The organism is Lactobacillus taiwanensis DSM 21401 (assembly GCF_001436695.1).
GTDB lineage: Bacteria > Bacillota > Bacilli > Lactobacillales > Lactobacillaceae > Lactobacillus > Lactobacillus taiwanensis.
In genome coordinates this window covers 1-17,409 of record NZ_AYZG01000020.1, presented here as the reverse complement: position 1 = coordinate 17,409, position 17,409 = coordinate 1, and the positions used below count along the sequence as shown (strand labels likewise).

General features: G+C 33.5%; 11 protein-coding genes, 1 tRNA gene and 2 pseudogenes. 3 read left to right on the top strand and 11 right to left on the bottom strand.

Annotated features, from left to right (window positions below; translation table 11 throughout):
• Positions 1 to 19 precede the first annotated feature (19 nt).
• The 4 genes from FD18_RS04055 to FD18_RS04040 all read right to left on the bottom strand — a co-directional run bounded on the left by FD18_RS04055 (position 20) and on the right by FD18_RS04040 (position 3,270).
• Positions 20 to 697, bottom strand: a complete 678-nt coding sequence (locus tag FD18_RS04055) for an Rpn family recombination-promoting nuclease/putative transposase (protein WP_083486754.1) — start codon at positions 695 to 697, stop codon at positions 20 to 22.
• A gap of 145 nt (positions 698 to 842) precedes the next feature.
• A tRNA-Thr gene (locus tag FD18_RS04050) sits at positions 843 to 915 on the bottom strand.
• A gap of 98 nt (positions 916 to 1,013) precedes the next feature.
• A complete protein-coding gene (locus FD18_RS04045; protein ID WP_057718755.1) occupies positions 1,014 to 1,871 on the bottom strand; it encodes an aldo/keto reductase in 858 nt (285 codons plus the stop codon).
• A gap of 67 nt (positions 1,872 to 1,938) precedes the next feature.
• On the bottom strand, positions 1,939 to 3,270 hold the full coding sequence (locus FD18_RS04040) for an FAD-containing oxidoreductase (protein WP_057718754.1): 1,332 nt from the start codon (positions 3,268 to 3,270) through the stop codon (positions 1,939 to 1,941).
• Positions 3,271 to 3,443: 173 nt separating this feature from the next.
• On the opposite strand from FD18_RS04040, the gene galE reads away from it, so the two are divergent.
• Positions 3,444 to 4,436 carry a UDP-glucose 4-epimerase GalE gene (gene galE, locus FD18_RS04035; RefSeq protein ID WP_057718753.1) on the top strand — a complete coding sequence of 331 codons (993 nt, stop codon included), beginning with the start codon at positions 3,444 to 3,446 and terminating at the stop codon, positions 4,434 to 4,436.
• Positions 4,437 to 4,485: 49 nt separating this feature from the next.
• Here the strand turns inward: galE and FD18_RS04030 are convergent, their stop codons facing one another.
• The 5 genes and pseudogenes from FD18_RS04030 to FD18_RS04015 all read right to left on the bottom strand — a co-directional run bounded on the left by FD18_RS04030 (position 4,486) and on the right by FD18_RS04015 (position 10,671).
• The gene (locus FD18_RS04030; protein ID WP_057718752.1) at positions 4,486 to 6,708 is read right to left on the bottom strand and encodes a DEAD/DEAH box helicase; all 2,223 of its coding nucleotides are present in this window, start codon (positions 6,706 to 6,708) and stop codon (positions 4,486 to 4,488) included.
• A 7-nt stretch (positions 6,709 to 6,715) separates the two neighbouring features.
• Positions 6,716 to 8,047 carry an ATP-binding protein gene (locus FD18_RS04025; protein ID WP_057718751.1) on the bottom strand — a complete coding sequence of 444 codons (1,332 nt, stop codon included), beginning with the start codon at positions 8,045 to 8,047 and terminating at the stop codon, positions 6,716 to 6,718.
• A 4-nt stretch (positions 8,048 to 8,051) separates the two neighbouring features.
• On the bottom strand, positions 8,052 to 8,579 hold the full coding sequence (locus FD18_RS10075; RefSeq protein WP_235499872.1) for a tellurite resistance TerB C-terminal domain-containing protein: 528 nt from the start codon (positions 8,577 to 8,579) through the stop codon (positions 8,052 to 8,054).
• Between the two features lie 54 nt (positions 8,580 to 8,633).
• A complete protein-coding gene (locus FD18_RS04020) occupies positions 8,634 to 9,932 on the bottom strand; it encodes a TerB N-terminal domain-containing protein (protein WP_235499871.1) in 1,299 nt (432 codons plus the stop codon).
• A gap of 118 nt (positions 9,933 to 10,050) precedes the next feature.
• Positions 10,051 to 10,671: pseudogene (locus FD18_RS04015) on the bottom strand (carboxymuconolactone decarboxylase family protein).
• A 278-nt stretch (positions 10,672 to 10,949) separates the two neighbouring features.
• Here FD18_RS04015 and FD18_RS04010 point away from each other — a divergent pair.
• Positions 10,950 to 11,375, top strand: coding sequence for a hypothetical protein (locus tag FD18_RS04010; RefSeq protein ID WP_057718750.1), 426 nt, complete (start codon positions 10,950 to 10,952; stop codon positions 11,373 to 11,375).
• A 1-nt stretch (position 11,376) separates the two neighbouring features.
• On the opposite strand, the pseudogene FD18_RS04005 reads toward FD18_RS04010, so the two are convergent.
• Positions 11,377 to 12,882, bottom strand: a pseudogene (locus FD18_RS04005) (transposase).
• A gap of 196 nt (positions 12,883 to 13,078) precedes the next feature.
• Entirely contained in the window at positions 13,079 to 15,688 is a 2,610-nt protein-coding gene (gene adhE, locus FD18_RS04000) for a bifunctional acetaldehyde-CoA/alcohol dehydrogenase (RefSeq protein WP_057718749.1), read from the bottom strand.
• A gap of 302 nt (positions 15,689 to 15,990) precedes the next feature.
• On the opposite strand from adhE, the gene FD18_RS03995 reads away from it, so the two are divergent.
• Entirely contained in the window at positions 15,991 to 17,385 is a 1,395-nt protein-coding gene (locus tag FD18_RS03995; RefSeq protein ID WP_057718748.1) for an amino acid permease, read from the top strand.
• The last annotated feature ends 24 nt before the right edge of the window (positions 17,386 to 17,409 follow it).

The window sequence follows — 17,409 nt, the reverse complement described above, 5'->3', positions numbered from 1 at the left end:
TATTTTCTCTTTTCTATTATTAATTTTCTCTCAGAAACTCCTTCAATTGTTCTTTAGAGAAACTATCCCCATAATCTTGCTCGCGCTCTAACAATCTAGTTTCATAATCCATAATCATATCCCTCCAATTCTCATCACTATTAGTTTCTTTAATTCTATTTTGTGCTATATCAAAATATGTATCGCCAGATACAGGTAAATTCTTCATCAACTTCACCAAATTAAGCAAAGTTTTCGTTTCGTCACCATTTGGAATTCCATTGGAATTTATAGTTAAATATTTATTTCTAATTGGTCTTTTTTCAGTTCGTGTAAATGTGCAAAGAAAAATTATATATACATTCTTCAAGTTTCGATATGTACTGCCCTTCTTCAAAGTATATCTTTGATCTGCTTTTGCAGCATAATACCGCATTCGTCTAGCGATATCATCAGTATTAGTAGTCTGAACTTCAATGTTATAAAGATTATGATTATAATCCTCAACTAAAATGTCTAAGCGTACATCTTTTTGACTATAGTATTCAGGATCGTTAATTTCTTCTTGCTTATGCGGAAAATAAATTTCATCAATTGACAGTTCTGGTAAAATTCCCTGTAAAACGTGTTTACAAAATCCCTTATTTGACATTACTTCTCCGAACACTTTATCTTCCGTAAAACCAAGCCATAGTTTCTTTTCAAATAGTTTATTCATTTTATCCCTCTTTCGCCTGGAGTAGATTTATGTCCTACTTTTTATTACGAAAAAGGTACGAAATCTTTTATAAAATATACAAAAAAGCCTTTCAAATTAAGCTCAACTGAACTCTTTGAAAAGCTTCTTTAGTTAATACCCTGAGTGCTGAATGCCAGGATCGAACTGGCGACCTCTTCTTTACGAGGGAAGCGCTCTACCAACTGAGCTAATTCAGCATTAACACTAAGATTATAACAAAGATTTTCTTCTCCTGTAAAGAATCTATGATTTTTTACAAACAAAAAGGTCGAAGTAATCCTACTCCGACTTTTCATTAAAAATTAGCTTTATCAGGATCAGTAGCTAAGCCACTAACTCCATGTAAACCATCTAATTTTTCCATTTGTTCATTATTTAAATCAAAATCAAATACATCAATATTAGCTGTAATATATTTATCGTGTACTGCCTTAGGCAACGGTAAGAATCCTTGTTTTAAAGACCAACGAATTAAAACTTGAGCCGGTGATTTTTCAACTTCATTGGCTATTTCATTAACAACTTCATTTTCTAGTAAGCCACCTGTACCTAAAGGACTATAAGCTTCACTTAACAAGCCTAAATCATTATTTGTTTTAACAACCTCCGATTGTAAATCACTTGGATTAAGCATAATTTGGTTAACAGTGGGCTTTATTTCTGCTGTTTTAAGCAGTTCATCTAAATGATGTTTTCTAAAATTAGAGACTCCAATTGCCCTAATTTTCCCGGCTTGCACCGCTTCTTCCATTGCTCTCCAGCTTTCGGCATTAGCCTCTACCCAGTGATCTCTTATTGAAGCTGGATTAGGCCAATGAATTAAGTATAAATCTAAATAATCTACCTTTAGTTTTTGCAGACTTCTATCAATAGCTTCCTTAGTCAGCTTATAACCATGATCTGCATTCCAAAGTTTAGTAGTAATAAATAAATCATGACGATTTACACCACTTCTCTTAATCCCTTCTCCGACACTTTCTTCATTGCCATAAGCTGCAGCAGTGTCAATATGGCGGTACCCTGCATTGAGTGCAGATTCTACTGCGTGCTTTGCAACATCCCCGTCAGGAGTTTGCCATGTACCAAAGCCAATAATCGGAATCTTCACCCCGTTATTCAATGTATAAGTGTCTTCAATTGAATTAAACTTCATTCATTTACCTCATTTCTTAAATTACTTTATATTATAAAAATAAGTTATGAAAACTTTATGATACCAATTATTTAAATAAATCATTAAAGGCTTCTGACATAGTTGGATGAGTATAAATCTGATCTCTTAAAACCGTATAAGATAAGTGAGCTTTCATAGCCAACGAAATCATATTAATTAATTCATACGACTCAATTCCATATAAGGTTGCACCTAAAATTTCTTCAGTTTCAGGATCAACTAGAGCTTTAAATAATCCTCTGCTATCTTTAGCCACTTTAGCTTTAGGAATAGCAGCAACTGGTAATTTAAACAATTTATATTTTTTGTCCTGTTTTTGTGCTTGCTTTTCATTTAAGCCAACTTGAGATAAAGCTGGTGAAATAAATACACTATAAGGTACTACTTTACGATCACTAATCATCCGTGCGCCAGTGCCAAATAATTGATCTTTAATGATTCTAAAATCGTCTAGTGAAATATAAGTAAATTGAAGACCACCTTTAACATCTCCAATTGCCCATACATTATCTACAGTTGTTCTTAAGAAATCATCTACTTTAATCGCACCACGATCAGTTACTTCAATTGCAGTATTTTCTAATCCTAAATTTTCAATATTTGGTTTTCTTCCTGTTGCCACTAAGATTCGATCTGTACTAATCTCTTTTTCCTGACCATCTACCTGATAACGAACCTTTGCCTCATTTTCTCCATCAGAAATTTCTTCGATATCGACGCCAAGTTCAAAATGTACACCGACATCTTCTAGATCTTTTTTGACTAATTGACTAATATCCTCATCTTCACGGCTTAAAAATTCTTTACTATGGTCAAGTACAGTTACTTTACTACCATATTTTGCGAACATACTAGCAAACTCTAAGCCAATATAACCAGCACCAATAATTGTTAAATTCTTTGGCATCTTTTTTTCATCCATTGCCTGAGTAGAATTCAGAACATACTTACTTTCTTTTAAACCTGGAATAGGTAACATTACTGGAACGGCTCCAGTATTAATGAAGATTCTCTCTCCCCTATATTTAGCCTTTTCACCATTAGGTAAAATCACCTCAACTTCATGATCTGCGATGAAATGCGCTTCTCCATCTAATACTGTTACGCTCTTTTCATCTGCTAGCATGTGATAATTCTTATCTCGCAATTGCGCTGTCATTTCATTTTTACCATTTACTGCATCTACATAGCTGACACCATTAGCTGCTTCAATAATCAATCTTTTTGAAGGAAGACATGCAATATTAATGCAAGTACCACCGTACATTTTATTAGATTTTTCAATGACTAATACCTCTTCACCCTTTTGTGCTAAAAATTTAGCTAAAGTTTTTCCACCCTTACCGAATCCAATGATTATATTTTTTATTGTTTGCATCTTTTTATCCTCTTACTTTTTATAAGCTTAATTTCTTATTTATTATTTTAAACCTATATTATTAAATTGCACTATTTATGCTCAAAATTTTTAAATCGAAATTTTAAATCTATCTATTATGATAAAATTAATTTGATTCGGTTATTATTTAATAAAAAAGGAGTAACTAGTTAATGCGAGTATTAGTTATCGGTGGAGCTGGCTATATCGGCTCTCACGCTGTTAGAAAGTTAATTGAAGAAGGAAACAATGTTGTCGTTTTAGATTCTCTTTACACTGGCCACAGAAAGGCTGTTGATAAAAAGGCTAAATTTTACCAAGGCGATATCGAAGATACTAACTTAGTAAGCAAGATTTTACGTGATGAAAATATTGATGCTGTAATGCACTTTGCAGCTTACTCTTTAGTTCCTGAATCTGTTAAAAAGCCTTTGAAGTACTATGACAACAATGTTTCTGGTATGATTTCATTACTTCAAGCAATGGATGACGCTAAAGTTAAGTATTTGGTCTTCTCATCAAGTGCTGCAACTTACGGTATTCCAAAGACTTTACCAATTACTGAAGATACACCACTTGATCCAATCAACCCATACGGTGAGACTAAGATGATGATGGAAAAGATTATGCACTGGGCCGACAAAGCTGATGGTATCAAGTCAATCGCTCTTCGCTACTTCAACGTAGCAGGTGCTTCAAGTGACGGTTCAATTGGTGAAGATCACGGTCCTGAAACTCACCTAATTCCTAACATCTTGAAGAGTGCTATTTCTGGTGACGGTAACTTTACTATCTTTGGTGACGACTACGACACTAAAGACGGTACCAATGTCCGTGACTATGTTCAAGTTGAAGATTTAATTGACGCTCACATCTTAGCTCTTAAGCATGTAATGGAAACCAACAAGTCTGATGTCTTCAACCTAGGTACTGCTCAAGGATACTCTAACTTAGAAATTCTTGAAGCTGCCAAGAAAGTTACTGGTATTGACATCCCTTACACTATTGGACCAAGAAGAGGCGGAGACCCTGATTCCTTAGTTGCAGACTCAAGCAAAGCTCGTAAAATTTTAGGCTGGAAACCAAAGCATGAAAACGTTGATGACGTTATCGCAACTGCTTGGAACTGGCACAAGACCCACCCAAAAGGTTACGAAGATAAGTAAATAATAAAGTAAATAACCATTCAGTTAGCGGATACTGAATGGTTATTTTTTATCTTAAATTATTCACACAATTTTTCATTTCTTTAATATCTAAAATACTTTGTGCGAATTCCTTTCTTACTAATTCATCTGGTAAATACTCATCATACTTATCAAAAACAGGAACTTCTTTCGGATAAACTAGCTCCAAAGGATCAAAGTCTTTATTTGCTTCTTCTCTTAAAATTTCTAGAAACTCATCCTTGTTTACATCCATTGCAAATTGCATAAAATATGGACGACTAGAATTAAAGCCTCTTAATCCTACCCGTTTAGCACATTTAATCTTAACTAATCTTTCTAATGCTAAGAAAGCATAGGTTCCAGTCCAAGGAAAAAGACACCACATTTTTCCACCTAAATTAATTAAATTACTTTCTAGCATCCGGGAAGTGTTTGCGGTATCTCGTACTTCTCTCAAACGCGCTACTGCATGCTCCATTAAATACGGATATTTTATCTTTTCGCCTAAAATCTTTTTCATTCTCTGTAAAATTTTAGGTTGAATATCACCTGCTACATCACCAAAATATGCAGGAATTCTCCCTTTAACTGGATGGCAATAAACTTGATGCCTTTTACGATCAACATCTTCTACTACCCACACACGGCCAGCAATAGCAATTTTATCGCCTACCGGCGGTGGTTTAACAATAGTACCCAATTCTTCAGACTCAGATTTAACCGAATATTCTTCATTTTCCTGAAAAACAGCATAAAACTTGAAATTATTAACTACTTTTTCCCCAGCTAAACCAACAATTAAGCCACCATTTTCTGTTTGCTGAATATGATCTTCTTTTATTAGATGACGGAGCAATATGCGATAGTCATCTTGACTAACATTATGAAAATAACGAAGGGGCAATACTCTAGAAGCTAACTCTGCTGGTGTCATTTCTCCATTTGACGCTAAAGTAGACATTGTCTGATGATAAAGCAAACTATATGGTAATCTATTCGGCACTGGTGGCTCTACCCATTTTTCTTCCAAATAAAGCTGAACCAAGGCAATACCTTGAAGTAAGGACCAAGGGATAATTTCTGGAAGCATGGCACGAGATTCAGGATGTGATTCACGCATTACAAACCACATTTCAGATGGATTTCCACGTCGGCCAGTTCTACCCATTCTCTGCAAAAAGCCAGAGACAGTAAAGGGTGCATCAATTTGAAATGCTCGCTCTAGTTTTCCAATATCGATTCCTAACTCAAGTGTTGCAGTAGCACAAGTAGTCATAAATGAATCCTCATCCTTCATCTCAGCTTCTGCTGTTTGGCGATAAGCTGCGGACAAATTACCATGGTGAATTAGGAAACGATCCGGTTCATGTCTTATTTCACAATATTGTCTTAAAATTTGACAAACAGCTTCACATTCTTCTCTACTGTTGGTAAAAACTAGGCATTTCTTTCCACGTGTGTGTTCAAAAATATAAGCCATTGACGGATCAGCCATCTCAGGGGCTTGATCACTTTTTTCATCTAAAACTGGTTGCGCTGGATCAAAGTCACTACTATCAGCTTGTGGTCCATTATCATAAAAATGCTCCATTGATAGACGCCAAACTTGACCGCCACCTTCTGACTTAGGAACAATTGTCTTACGCCTTGAACCAGCACCTAAAAATTCTGCGGCTGCTTTCGTATCTCCAATTGTGGCCGAAAGTCCAATACGTCTCGGATCAACTCCCGCCATTTTAGACAAGCGTTCAATCAGACAAAAAGTTTGTCCCCCACGATCTGATCTTAAGAAAGAATGTAATTCATCAATGACTACATATCTTAGATCATGAAATAAATTCGGGATATCCATATGCTTATTAATCATTAATGACTCTAAAGATTCTGGAGTAATTTGTAAGATTCCAGAAGGATGCTTAAGCAATTTTCGTTTTTGAGTCTGAGCTACCTCACCATGCCAGCGCCAAACTGGAATGTCAACCTCTTGGCAAAGGTCGCTCAAACGCTCATATTGGTCATTGATCAACGCTTTTAATGGCGAAATATACAACACTCCAACCGATTTAGAAGGATCTTCATAAAGTTCAGTCAGAATAGGAAAGAAAGCAGCTTCCGTTTTCCCCGAAGCTGTTGAAGCTGCCAATAATACATTATCCTGACTATTAAAAATAGCTTCTGCTGCTCCAACTTGAATTGAACGTAATTTTTGCCAATCATGTTCATAAATATAATCTTGAATAAAAGGAGCAAAACGTGTAAAAATATCCATTTTTCACTTAAATTCTAAACTCAGCGAAATTATCAGATTTATCATCTGAAACTACATTTGACCCAGTATAAGAAAATTTATCTGAATTAAGTAGTTGCTCAATATCAGTCGGAGGATTTTGCCAAACAATATCTAATAGTTCAATAAAATCACGAATAATTTCACGTGGTGTAATGTTAGAAGATGCACCTACACGTGAATATTCAATCTTAATAAATTTTTCTAAATCATTTTCGGTGATTACTTTTTCATATCCGTATAAATTAGCATGCATATCCGCGAGTTTTTCAGTTAAAACAAGCATTTCTTCTGGAGTAAGTGGATCAAGTTTAATAACTGGGGCATACATATCACGATTTCCAGCTTCAGAAAATTTCCCACTAGCTAAACGAGAACGTAAAGCCTCATAGGAATATACTCCCCTTCTTTTATCTTCAACAGCTTGCGGCGTACCGCACATAATAACGCCAAGATACTTTGCTTTTCCTTGAAGAGCATCATTATACATGGTTAATATTTTCTCATAATTATACTGACGACTAATGCTGTTGGGAATCTTATAAATATTTACTAATTCATCGATCATAATCATCAGACCTGTATATCCTGCTTGTCTAAAGAATGACGCAAAAAGTTTCAAATATTCATACCAATCATCATCCGAGATTACAATATCTACTCCTAATTCTTTTTTAGCTTGAGTTTTATTAGCATATTCACCTCTAAACCATTTAACAACTTTAGCCTTAGTTTCTTCATCAGCATTAACATAAGCTTGATAATACATCTCGAGTAATTTAGCAAAATCAAAACCATGTACTAATTCGGACAAACTTGAAATTACCACATAAATCTTTTTATTAACAGCCTCTTCAAAGGCCGGACTACCTTCATTTAAGTCTGTGTCTGCTACAACTTGCATTTGAATTGAATTAATCCAACGATCAAGAATTAAAGTTAAGGCTCCTCCTTCTGGTCGAGTTTTAGTAGAAAGATTTTGAATCAATTCTTGATAAGTAGCCAATCCTTGTCCTTTTCCACCTTGCAAACGTCTTTCTGGTGATAAATCTCCGTCAACTACAACAAAATTCTTATCCATTACATAATTTCTAATTGTTTGAAGTAAAAAACTTTTACCAGAACCGTACCGCCCTACGATAAATCTAAAAGAAGCTCCTCCTTCTCCAATCAATTCCACATCATGTAATAAAGCTTCAATTTCTGCTTTTCGTCCTACTGTAATATATGGCAGGCCGATTCTTGGAACTACTCCTCCTTTTAAAGAGTTTAAAATAGTCTGAGCTATTCTTTTAGGCACTTTTCTCTTTTGATTAGCCATTTTATTAACTATTTCCTTTCAAAAACATATCTTCTAACTCTTCCCGATAATCTTCAATAAGTATAGGTGCATCATCTATAAACTCAACTACATTGTCTCCAATTTCATCAAACATTTTCTCATTTATATTATTGATTACAATTGCTGCCATTAAGTGATTTTCTTTAAGATACTTCTTTGGATCTTCTCCATTTAAAAGCATTATTACTGTGGTTACTTCTTCCTTACTTAAGCCATAATCTTTTTTAACATTATCTACAGAATTTTCTTCAACCTGAGTCTTCTCTTCTTGTTCAGCTTTAAGCTCTTCTTCGGTCAACAAGCTATCTCGGGTATCTGCAGCATCTTCTCTAATCATAGATAATTGAGATAAATTAATTTCTAGTTCAGGATGATTTAGCTTCTGTTCTTCTATTTGATATTCTTTTATTCCATCTTTAATCGCCTGAAGATAATGTTTTTCAATTTTTCTAGGCTTTAAGTTTCTTCTTAAATGAAAACTTTGTCTTACTTCACGATCAACTTCATGCAATAAATTTCCTACAATACTTTTTTGACCAGCTAATCCCCAATAAGATTCACAATATCAAGTTTTCTTTTCTTCATCATAAAAATACTTTCTAATTTGATCAACTTCATAACTATTCGTTTTTGAAATCAAATTATGATTAAAAACAGCAGCAGCAAAAAGCTGAACTGTCATTTGATTTTTATACGCAATGTAATTAGTAAAAAAATCAAATCCATCTTGTCTCAAATCTAAAATTCGCTGCCAAATTAAAGCCAATAAATGTTCAAATTTTTCTTCATCCTTTTTATATAAAGGACAATTAGTAATTTTATAGTTCGATAGCCTTATTAAACTAGTAACAACTTCATGTTCAGAAAAATTTTGCGGATATAGTAATTGTTCATATTTTTTATCTTTATCGCGTTCCTTAATAAATGAGTCATAAGTTTTCGAATCAATATTATAAAAAATAAGATAATCACGAATCCATCTTTCAATATAAGCCCCCATTTCTGAAGAAAATTTTTGAGCATAATTTTTATTAAAACTAATTAGCCTCTCTAATCCTTCTTGCGAATTTTTAACTCCAATTCCATTCAGTAGTTCATATAAATATATATAAGCATATGAATCTGAATTTTTTTCATAAATATTGTGTCTTATTTTCGTTCGCCAAGTAAAGTATGTCCGAGCCTGGCCCACAGTTAAGTCATGATACGTTGGATAATATCTTAAGAATGATTGCTTTCGATCATAGTCATCTTCATAATCAGCCATTAATTTCCCCTGAGAATAAAAATTTTGTTCTCTTCTAATAGCTCCATTTAATGAATACTGATACGACTTAATCATTTCTTTAATTTCTTTAGGTACAGATTGAGTTTCTTCAAAATTTAAATCAATTTTATCTTCAGTAAATTTATTTTTTTCTTCAACAAAACGTGACGATTTTTTCCAATTCTTAAAATTTAATTTTTGTTCATGATATACATTTTTTTCATCATTTTGATTGGCATCAGGAATATAAATTAATTTTTCTGGATTATTCTTTTTATTTGTCATTAATACAACTTTAAAAGCATATTCCAACGCTTGCTTTATTTTTTGCTCGCTTAAAAGCAAACTAACTTCAACCCAATTATCATCTTTCACTAAAGAAGCAGTTGAAAACCCAGGCAGATCTTTAATTGTTTCCGAAAATTCACCACAATTAAGATTTAATTTTTTACTTTTAGGATCTAAATTTAAAATAGCAAACCATTTTTTAGTAATCGGTGAACTAAAAGCAATTATGTTAGCGTTATTATTAACTTTACTAATACTATTTCTTCCAAAATGTCTTATCGCGTAGCTCAATAGTTCATCGGTATTCATGGCGCTATCTCCTTTCGAACATATATTCTACTATATTTTCTTCGTCCTAGCCATTAAGCCATAATAAAAAGCACTGAAATCTCTAAAATTTCAGTGCAGTTATTTAACTATAAATAATCTATTTTACTTGGTTAATAACATTAATTGCATTAGCTTTTGCATGTGCCAATAATTGTGGTCCACATCCGCCTTGAGCAGCTAAATAACAAAGTTATCATTTCGCGCTCTTTATCATCTAACCCTTTTCTAGTGTAATAATCTCCAAAACAGCTATCTACTAACCATCTATTAATAATTCCTTTTTTAGCAAAATCTTTCATTTGTGGACCAAACAGTCTCATTTGAGTTTCTTCGTCTTTTTCAAGACGATTATCCATTGTAGTAGTGGCTTGCCTTGACAAAGATAATTTTACGCCACGTTCAAGTAATATATTATTCATTACTTTAAAAAATGGCATTCCCCGTCCTAACCCTAAATAATCTATTGCTTGATAAACAACTTCCTTTGCTTCTATAGGGCTGACAACATTAGCCAAGGCAACTGGAAGCATTAAGCAAATTTCTCTACTCCTTGCATCCCCAATAAACATACTAAATTAGAAAGTAACTTTGTTTTATTTGGTAAGTCAACATCATCTTGTACTTCTTCAAAAGTAAAATGACTAATTCTTTCCCATACATCTGGATCATTTTCTTTTAAAAGTTTTTCATGAATATTTTTTGCATTTTCTCTAAACATTAATTCCACGCTTCTTTCTTATAAATACAGCACATCAAATGAAAATTACTGTATATTTATGTAGAAATATACAGTTAAAGCATGAAATAAAAATAACGCATATACTATCAGCTAATTTCATTTAATTAAATAATTGTATTTAATTTTATAATATTATTAGATATTTCAAACCTATACGGTTATTTCATAAAATAACGCCTTATTCTTGAAACTACACTTATTAGATTTTATAATAAGGATGATTAAGTTAATAGAAAGATTTTAGGAGGTATATTGTTATGACAGATTATGCAAAAAGAGAACTCAAGGCATTAGATAGAATCGCTAAGAAGATTTCAGATGCAGAAGGTCACTTAACAAAGATTGAAGATAGTATTGATGATAAGAAACATCGCACCGCTCAACACGAAACAATTAAGGATATTAAATCAATTCTTAAGCACGCAAGAAAAGTCGACAAAGACGAAGACAAGATCGAACAATTCAAGGGTGAAGGTCCTAAAGATTCAACCGAAAATCACTACGTCTATGAACAAGAAGAAGAACCTGTTATCAACGATTTAAAGAAGGACTTTGAAGAATTAGATGACAAGCTTGCTAAATTAAACGACTTCAACGGTGGTGACATTGATGCCTTTAGAGCTGAACATCACTATCTTGAAAAGGCTCAAGACATCTTGAAGAAAGCCGGTAAGTTAAACTAATTTAATTTACATACACATTAAGAAAAGTGTCTGGGAAAAAACTAACTCCTAGATCATAATAAAAGGACAATCAAAATTCTCAATTGAGTTTTGATTGTCCTTTTTTCTTTTAGCACTAAACAAAAACGGTCTTCTATCTTCTGTTCCAAAATTTGTTTATATTCATCATGAAGGCTATTCCGACATCTGTTTCAACTTTCTTTTTGCCTCTTAGATGTGTTCTACGCATACCAAGTACGCAAATGCCCAAAAACTGGCTCTACGTCATATTTCCTCATACCGTAGATAGGTTTGCGTTTGTCGCTTTGAAGAACTTCTTTTTTTCTTTTAAATATTGCCAATTAGGATTATAGCGTACTGGACGCTGGCTATAATATTTTAAGTTGAATCTAACGCCAAGATGATCAATGTAATAATCATCTTTTTCATTGTAGTACCAATTGCTCAGCTTGGATGGATCATTTTTATACTTTCTGCCTTGTTCTTTTTTATACATAGTGTAGAGAATAAAATACTTCTTATCTAGATATTCTTCTTCCAGCATTGAGCAATTATATTCGTTGCCGCAGCCAGTATCGGATACGATCTTATCGGAATTTATCCAACATGGTCATTTGATCTAAAAACGGCTCTAAAGTTTTGAAATCTGTTGGATTAGGGGACAAAGCGTAATCGACTACATATTGATCTGTAGTAGCTACTTGGATATTGTAGCCAAGCTTAAGCTGACCATTTTTCATGTAGTCTTCCTTCATATGCATAAAAGTCGCACATATGCATAAAAGTCGCATCATGGTCTGTTTTAGAATAGCTGTTGCGACCAGCAAATGTTTTTTCTGCTTTTTCATATTTCTTCATTCGAGGAACATAGTCTTTTCTTAGTTTATGGAGCAGCTTTTTAAGTCCGCGTCTTCTTGCTTTTCTGGACGAGCCTCCAGGAATGGCTTGAGGCTCTTACTCAATTTCTTTAGTCAGCTTTTCAATTTCAGCTTCAGTTTCTTGAGCAAGCTCTACTAGTCCTTGGCTGGTTTGAACTTTTTCTTTGTTCATTTCCTTGACTACTTCTTGAGCTATCAGCTCATCGTAAGCCTCAACTGCCTGTCCCTTAAGCTTATCATGAAACTTTTCAACTGCCTTGCACCAGACAAAAGTATAGCGATTGGCATCCGCTTCAATTTTAGTGTAATCAATAAAAATAGTCTCTTCATTGATTAGCCCCTCATCCACCAATAGATTGGTAAAGTAGATAAAGTTTTTTTAACCAATTCATTGGCATGGCTGCTGGATCTGAAGTTATTGATAGTATGATATGAAATCTTTTGCTGGTCAGTCAAAAGCATCATGGGCAGATTTTCCTCTAGCATCAGCTCAATCTTTCTGCCTGAAAATACTCTTCTAGAATTGAATCCACAAATCAGCTGATAGCATTAGCTAAGTGATTGCTGAGAATAGCAAAATCCAAATTGAGTGTTAAAGCAGTTTGACCTGTGTTATAACTTTTGTACATATTAGTTTCCACCTTTTTGTTTTTATTTTGTGGTGATTTAATGATATCAAGGAAGAAACTAAAAGTATAGAAAAAGAACGATGAAATCCAAATGGAAATCATCGTTCTTTTTTATGGTCTAGGAGTTAGTTTTTTCCCAGACACATTTTATGTGCGAATTCATATTAATATTTCAAATGAGGTATGAGAAAAAGAGTTAAGCTTCAATTCCCTTTCCTGCATAAGTTTCTTTCATTAATTCCTTAATTTCACCAATTAATAAAGCAGAAGGATTAGTTACAACATTTTGATCACCATAAGCTTCAATAGCCATATTTTCAATCTTATTATTGAAATCTGTTTCATTAACTCCATTAGCTTTAAGACTTAACTTCATTCCTACGCCATGCCCTAGTTCAACAACCTTCTTAATTAAGGCATCAACTAATTCTTGAGTAGTGTCTCCCTTTAAACCTAAACTACGTGCAATTTCTGCATAATCTTTATCTGCTCTAAAAGTTGAATAGTGCGGACGCATAGCAAGTTTTCTAGGCTTCTTAGAATTAAATTTAATTACATATGGCATTGCAATTGCATCACTTAAGCCACTTGGAACACCAAATTCAGATGATTCAGTATGAGCAATTGCATGACCTACTCCTAAGAATGCATTTGCATATGCCATACCAGCTAGGGTAGCAGCATTGTGCATTCTACTTCTTGCACTTTGATCACCATTATATGACTTCTCTAAGTTTTCAAAAATCAATTTAATAGCTTCCATTGACCAACCACGAGTAAAGTCAGTGGCCATTGTTGAAACGTAACTTTCAACTGCATGAGCTAATGCTTCAAACCCTGAACGAGCAATCAATTCTTTAGGCATAGTTTCTACAAATTGGTCATCAACAATTGCAACATCTGGATTTAAAGAATAATCACAAAGAGTATGTTTAATACCCGTTTTAGTATCTTTAATAATTGAAAATGGAGATACTTCTGAACCAGTACCCGAAGTAGTTGGAATACATACTAATTGAATGGCATTATATTTTGGAAATCTTACTGTTCTTTTTCTAATATCTAGAAATTTTGAATAAGCATCTTCAAAACTCATATCTGGATTTTCATAAAATAAACGCATTGCCTTGGCAGCATCCATTACTGAGCCACCACCAACAGCAATAACTACATCAGGCTTAAAGATATTCATTCTATGGACCCCATCAGCAATGATATCGGTATCTGGATCTTTAGTTACTGCTTGAAAAACTTCATAGCTCTTTTTACCACGACGTTGACTAATGATATCAGTAATTTTATTAATATATTTACTTGCTACGCCTTCATCAGTAACAATGAAAAATCTTTCAACATCTGGCATATGCTTTAGATAATTTGCCGCATTATGTTCGAAATAAGTTTTCTTCGGTACCTTAATCCATTGCATATTGTCACGACGTTTTGCAACTGTCTTAATGTTTAGCAAGTCTCTAGCACCAATATTATGTGAGAATGTGTTTGCACCATAAGATCCAGTTCCTAAAGTAAGTGAAGGAAGCATATTATTGTAAAGATCACCAACACCACCAACTGAAGCCGGAGAATTTACCAAAATACGACATGCATCCATCTTCATTGAAAAGTCATCAATTACTTTTTCATCTTGAGAATGAACACCAGCAGTATGACCACGACCGCCATAGTTTAGAAGATCAGTACAAATCTTGTAAGCATCTTCGTGATCCTTAGCTTTATACATAGTAAATACTGGAGAAAGTTTTTCAGCAGATAAAGGATACTTTTTACCCACTCCCTTATATTCAGCGATAATTACTTTAGTATCTTCTGGTACATCTACACCACATAATTTTGCAATTTGATAAGCAGAACGACCTGCAACAGGACCAGCAACTGTTCCTCTCTTAGGATCAATGAATTTCTCTTCAAACTTCTTAATTTCATCTGGCTTCAAGAAGTAACAATTCCAAGACTTGAATTCTTCCTTTACCTTATTGTAAATATCTTCATCTACTACAACAGAGTTTTCAGAAGAACAAATCATTCCATTATCAAAAGTCTTAGATAAAACAATATCATATACAGACTCCGGAATATTTGCAGTCTTTTCAATATATGATGGACCATTACCAGGACCCACACCAATAGCAGGTTTTCCTGATGAATAAGCAGCCTTAACCATTCCAGGACCACCAGTAGCCAAAATAGTTTGAACGTTTGGATGGTTCATTAACGTACTAGTTGCTTCAAGGCTAGGATATTCAATCCATTGAATAGCATCCTTAGGAGCACCGGCTTTAATTGCGGCTTCACGAATAATTTCACCAGTTTTAACACAACTCTTTTGTGCTTGTGGGTGAAAACCAAAAATAATAGCATTTCTAGTCTTTAATGCAAGCATAGCCTTAAAAATTACAGTTGAAGTTGGGTTAGTAACAGGTGTTACACCAGCTATAACACCCTTTGGTTCTGCAATTTTAATTAATTGCTTTTCTTTATCTTCTTCAATCACGCCAACCGTTTTTTCATGACGAAGACTGTTCCAAATATTTTCGCTAGCAAACATATTTTTTATAGTCTTATCTTCCACTACTCCACGGCCAGTTTCTTCAACTGCCATCTTAGCTAACAAATAACTGTTTTGTTCACCAGCACTTGCAATAGCCTCACAAATTTTATCAACTTGTTCTTGATTAAAATTAGCCATTTCATCCAAGGCATTATGTGCCTTTTCAACATAGCTATCAATCATTTTATTTACATCGATTGCTTTATTTTCTTTTTCAGCCTTTTTATCTTGCACCATCTATTGGGCCTCCTACTCGGAAATCTAGGCATTTTTTATGAACAATCACAGTATAGCGCCTCTCTTGAACGTTTGTAAATGACTTTGTGCACTTTTTTACAAATTCACAATATGATTAAAAGTAAGAAATAACTATTTTCAGTAATGTTAACGATTTCATTTTTACTAATATTGAAAAATATTTCACAACTAATTTCTTAACTCAAATCCTATAAAAAATATTAAAAACTATACAATTTAGCAGTTATCATAGATTTTTATGTTAAAATTTTAATAAACTATGAAAGGAGTTTTATATTTTAATGTCAAAAAATAGCTCAGAATCATCTGAGGTTAAAACTATGAAACGTAGTTTAACGAATGCCCATATTCAACTAATTGCGTTGGGAGGGACAATTGGAACTGGGCTTTTTCTAGGTGTCGGCAACAGTATTGAATTAGCAGGTCCTGCTGTAATTTTTATTTACTGTCTAGTAGGTTTTTTTCTCTTTCTTTTAATGAGAGCATTAGGAGAATTGATACTCTCGGATATTAATAAAAATACTTATATTGATTTTATTAGCGAGTATCTTGGAAAAAGTATTGGAACTACAACTGGATATTTATATTGGTTCAGTTGGCTGACATTGGCCATGGCAGAAATTACTGCTTTAGGAATTTATTTTCAGTATTGGTGGCCACACCTACAAAGTTGGATTCCGGGATTAATTACTTTATTGGTTTTACTAGCAATTAATCTTATCTCAGCCCGTGTTTTTGGAAATCTCGAATTTAGTTTTGCAATTATAAAAATTGTTACTATCATTGCATTCGTTATTCTTGTGTTCTATCTCTTGATTACAAATGGAACAACCAAGTACGGTCATGTAAGTTGGCAAAATATGGTAGTCGATGGAGGTATGTTTGCAAAGGGACCAAAAGGTTTCTTATTAGGATTTCAAATGGTAATTTTTAGTTTCATTGGTGTTGAATTGATTGGATTAACTGCGGCTGAAGCTAAAGAACCTAAAAAAACTATTACTCGTGCAATCGATCAATTACCAGTTAGAATTATTTTATTCTATGTTCTAGCAATTCTTAGTATTTTATTGGCTATACCTTGGGATAAAGTTTCAACATCCAGTTCACCATTTGTTCAAGCATTAGGTGCAACCGGAATTAAAAATGCAGGTTCCATTATTAATTTCGTGGTAATAAGTGCTGCTATTTCATCAACTAATAGTTTTATCTATAGCGCTGGCCGCTTATTATTTTCAATAAACTATAAGAGTAAGAATAAGATAAGTAAGCATTTAGGGAAATTAAACCATCGTCAATTACCTAAAAACGCTTTAATATTTTCAACAATTTTAATTGCATTAGCTCCATTATTAAATTTCTTTTTAAAAGACGCTTTCACATTCATTTCTGCAACAGCAACAAGTATGTTCTTAGTAATTTGGTCGATAATGATTATTACCCATATGACATATAGAAAGAAAACGCCTAAACTGGAGCTCTCTTCATTTAAAATGCCACTTTATCCTTTATCTGATCTAGCAGTATTGCTTTTCTTTATTTCGATGATTATTGTATTACTAATTTTTCCAAATTACCGTATTCCAATGATAAGTGCAGGGATCATCTTTATAATCTTAGTTTGCATTACGCATTTTATACAAAAAAAGGGCTGTTTGTCAAATCCTGTTGATGAATAGTTTTGAAAAAGAATCAAGCAACTA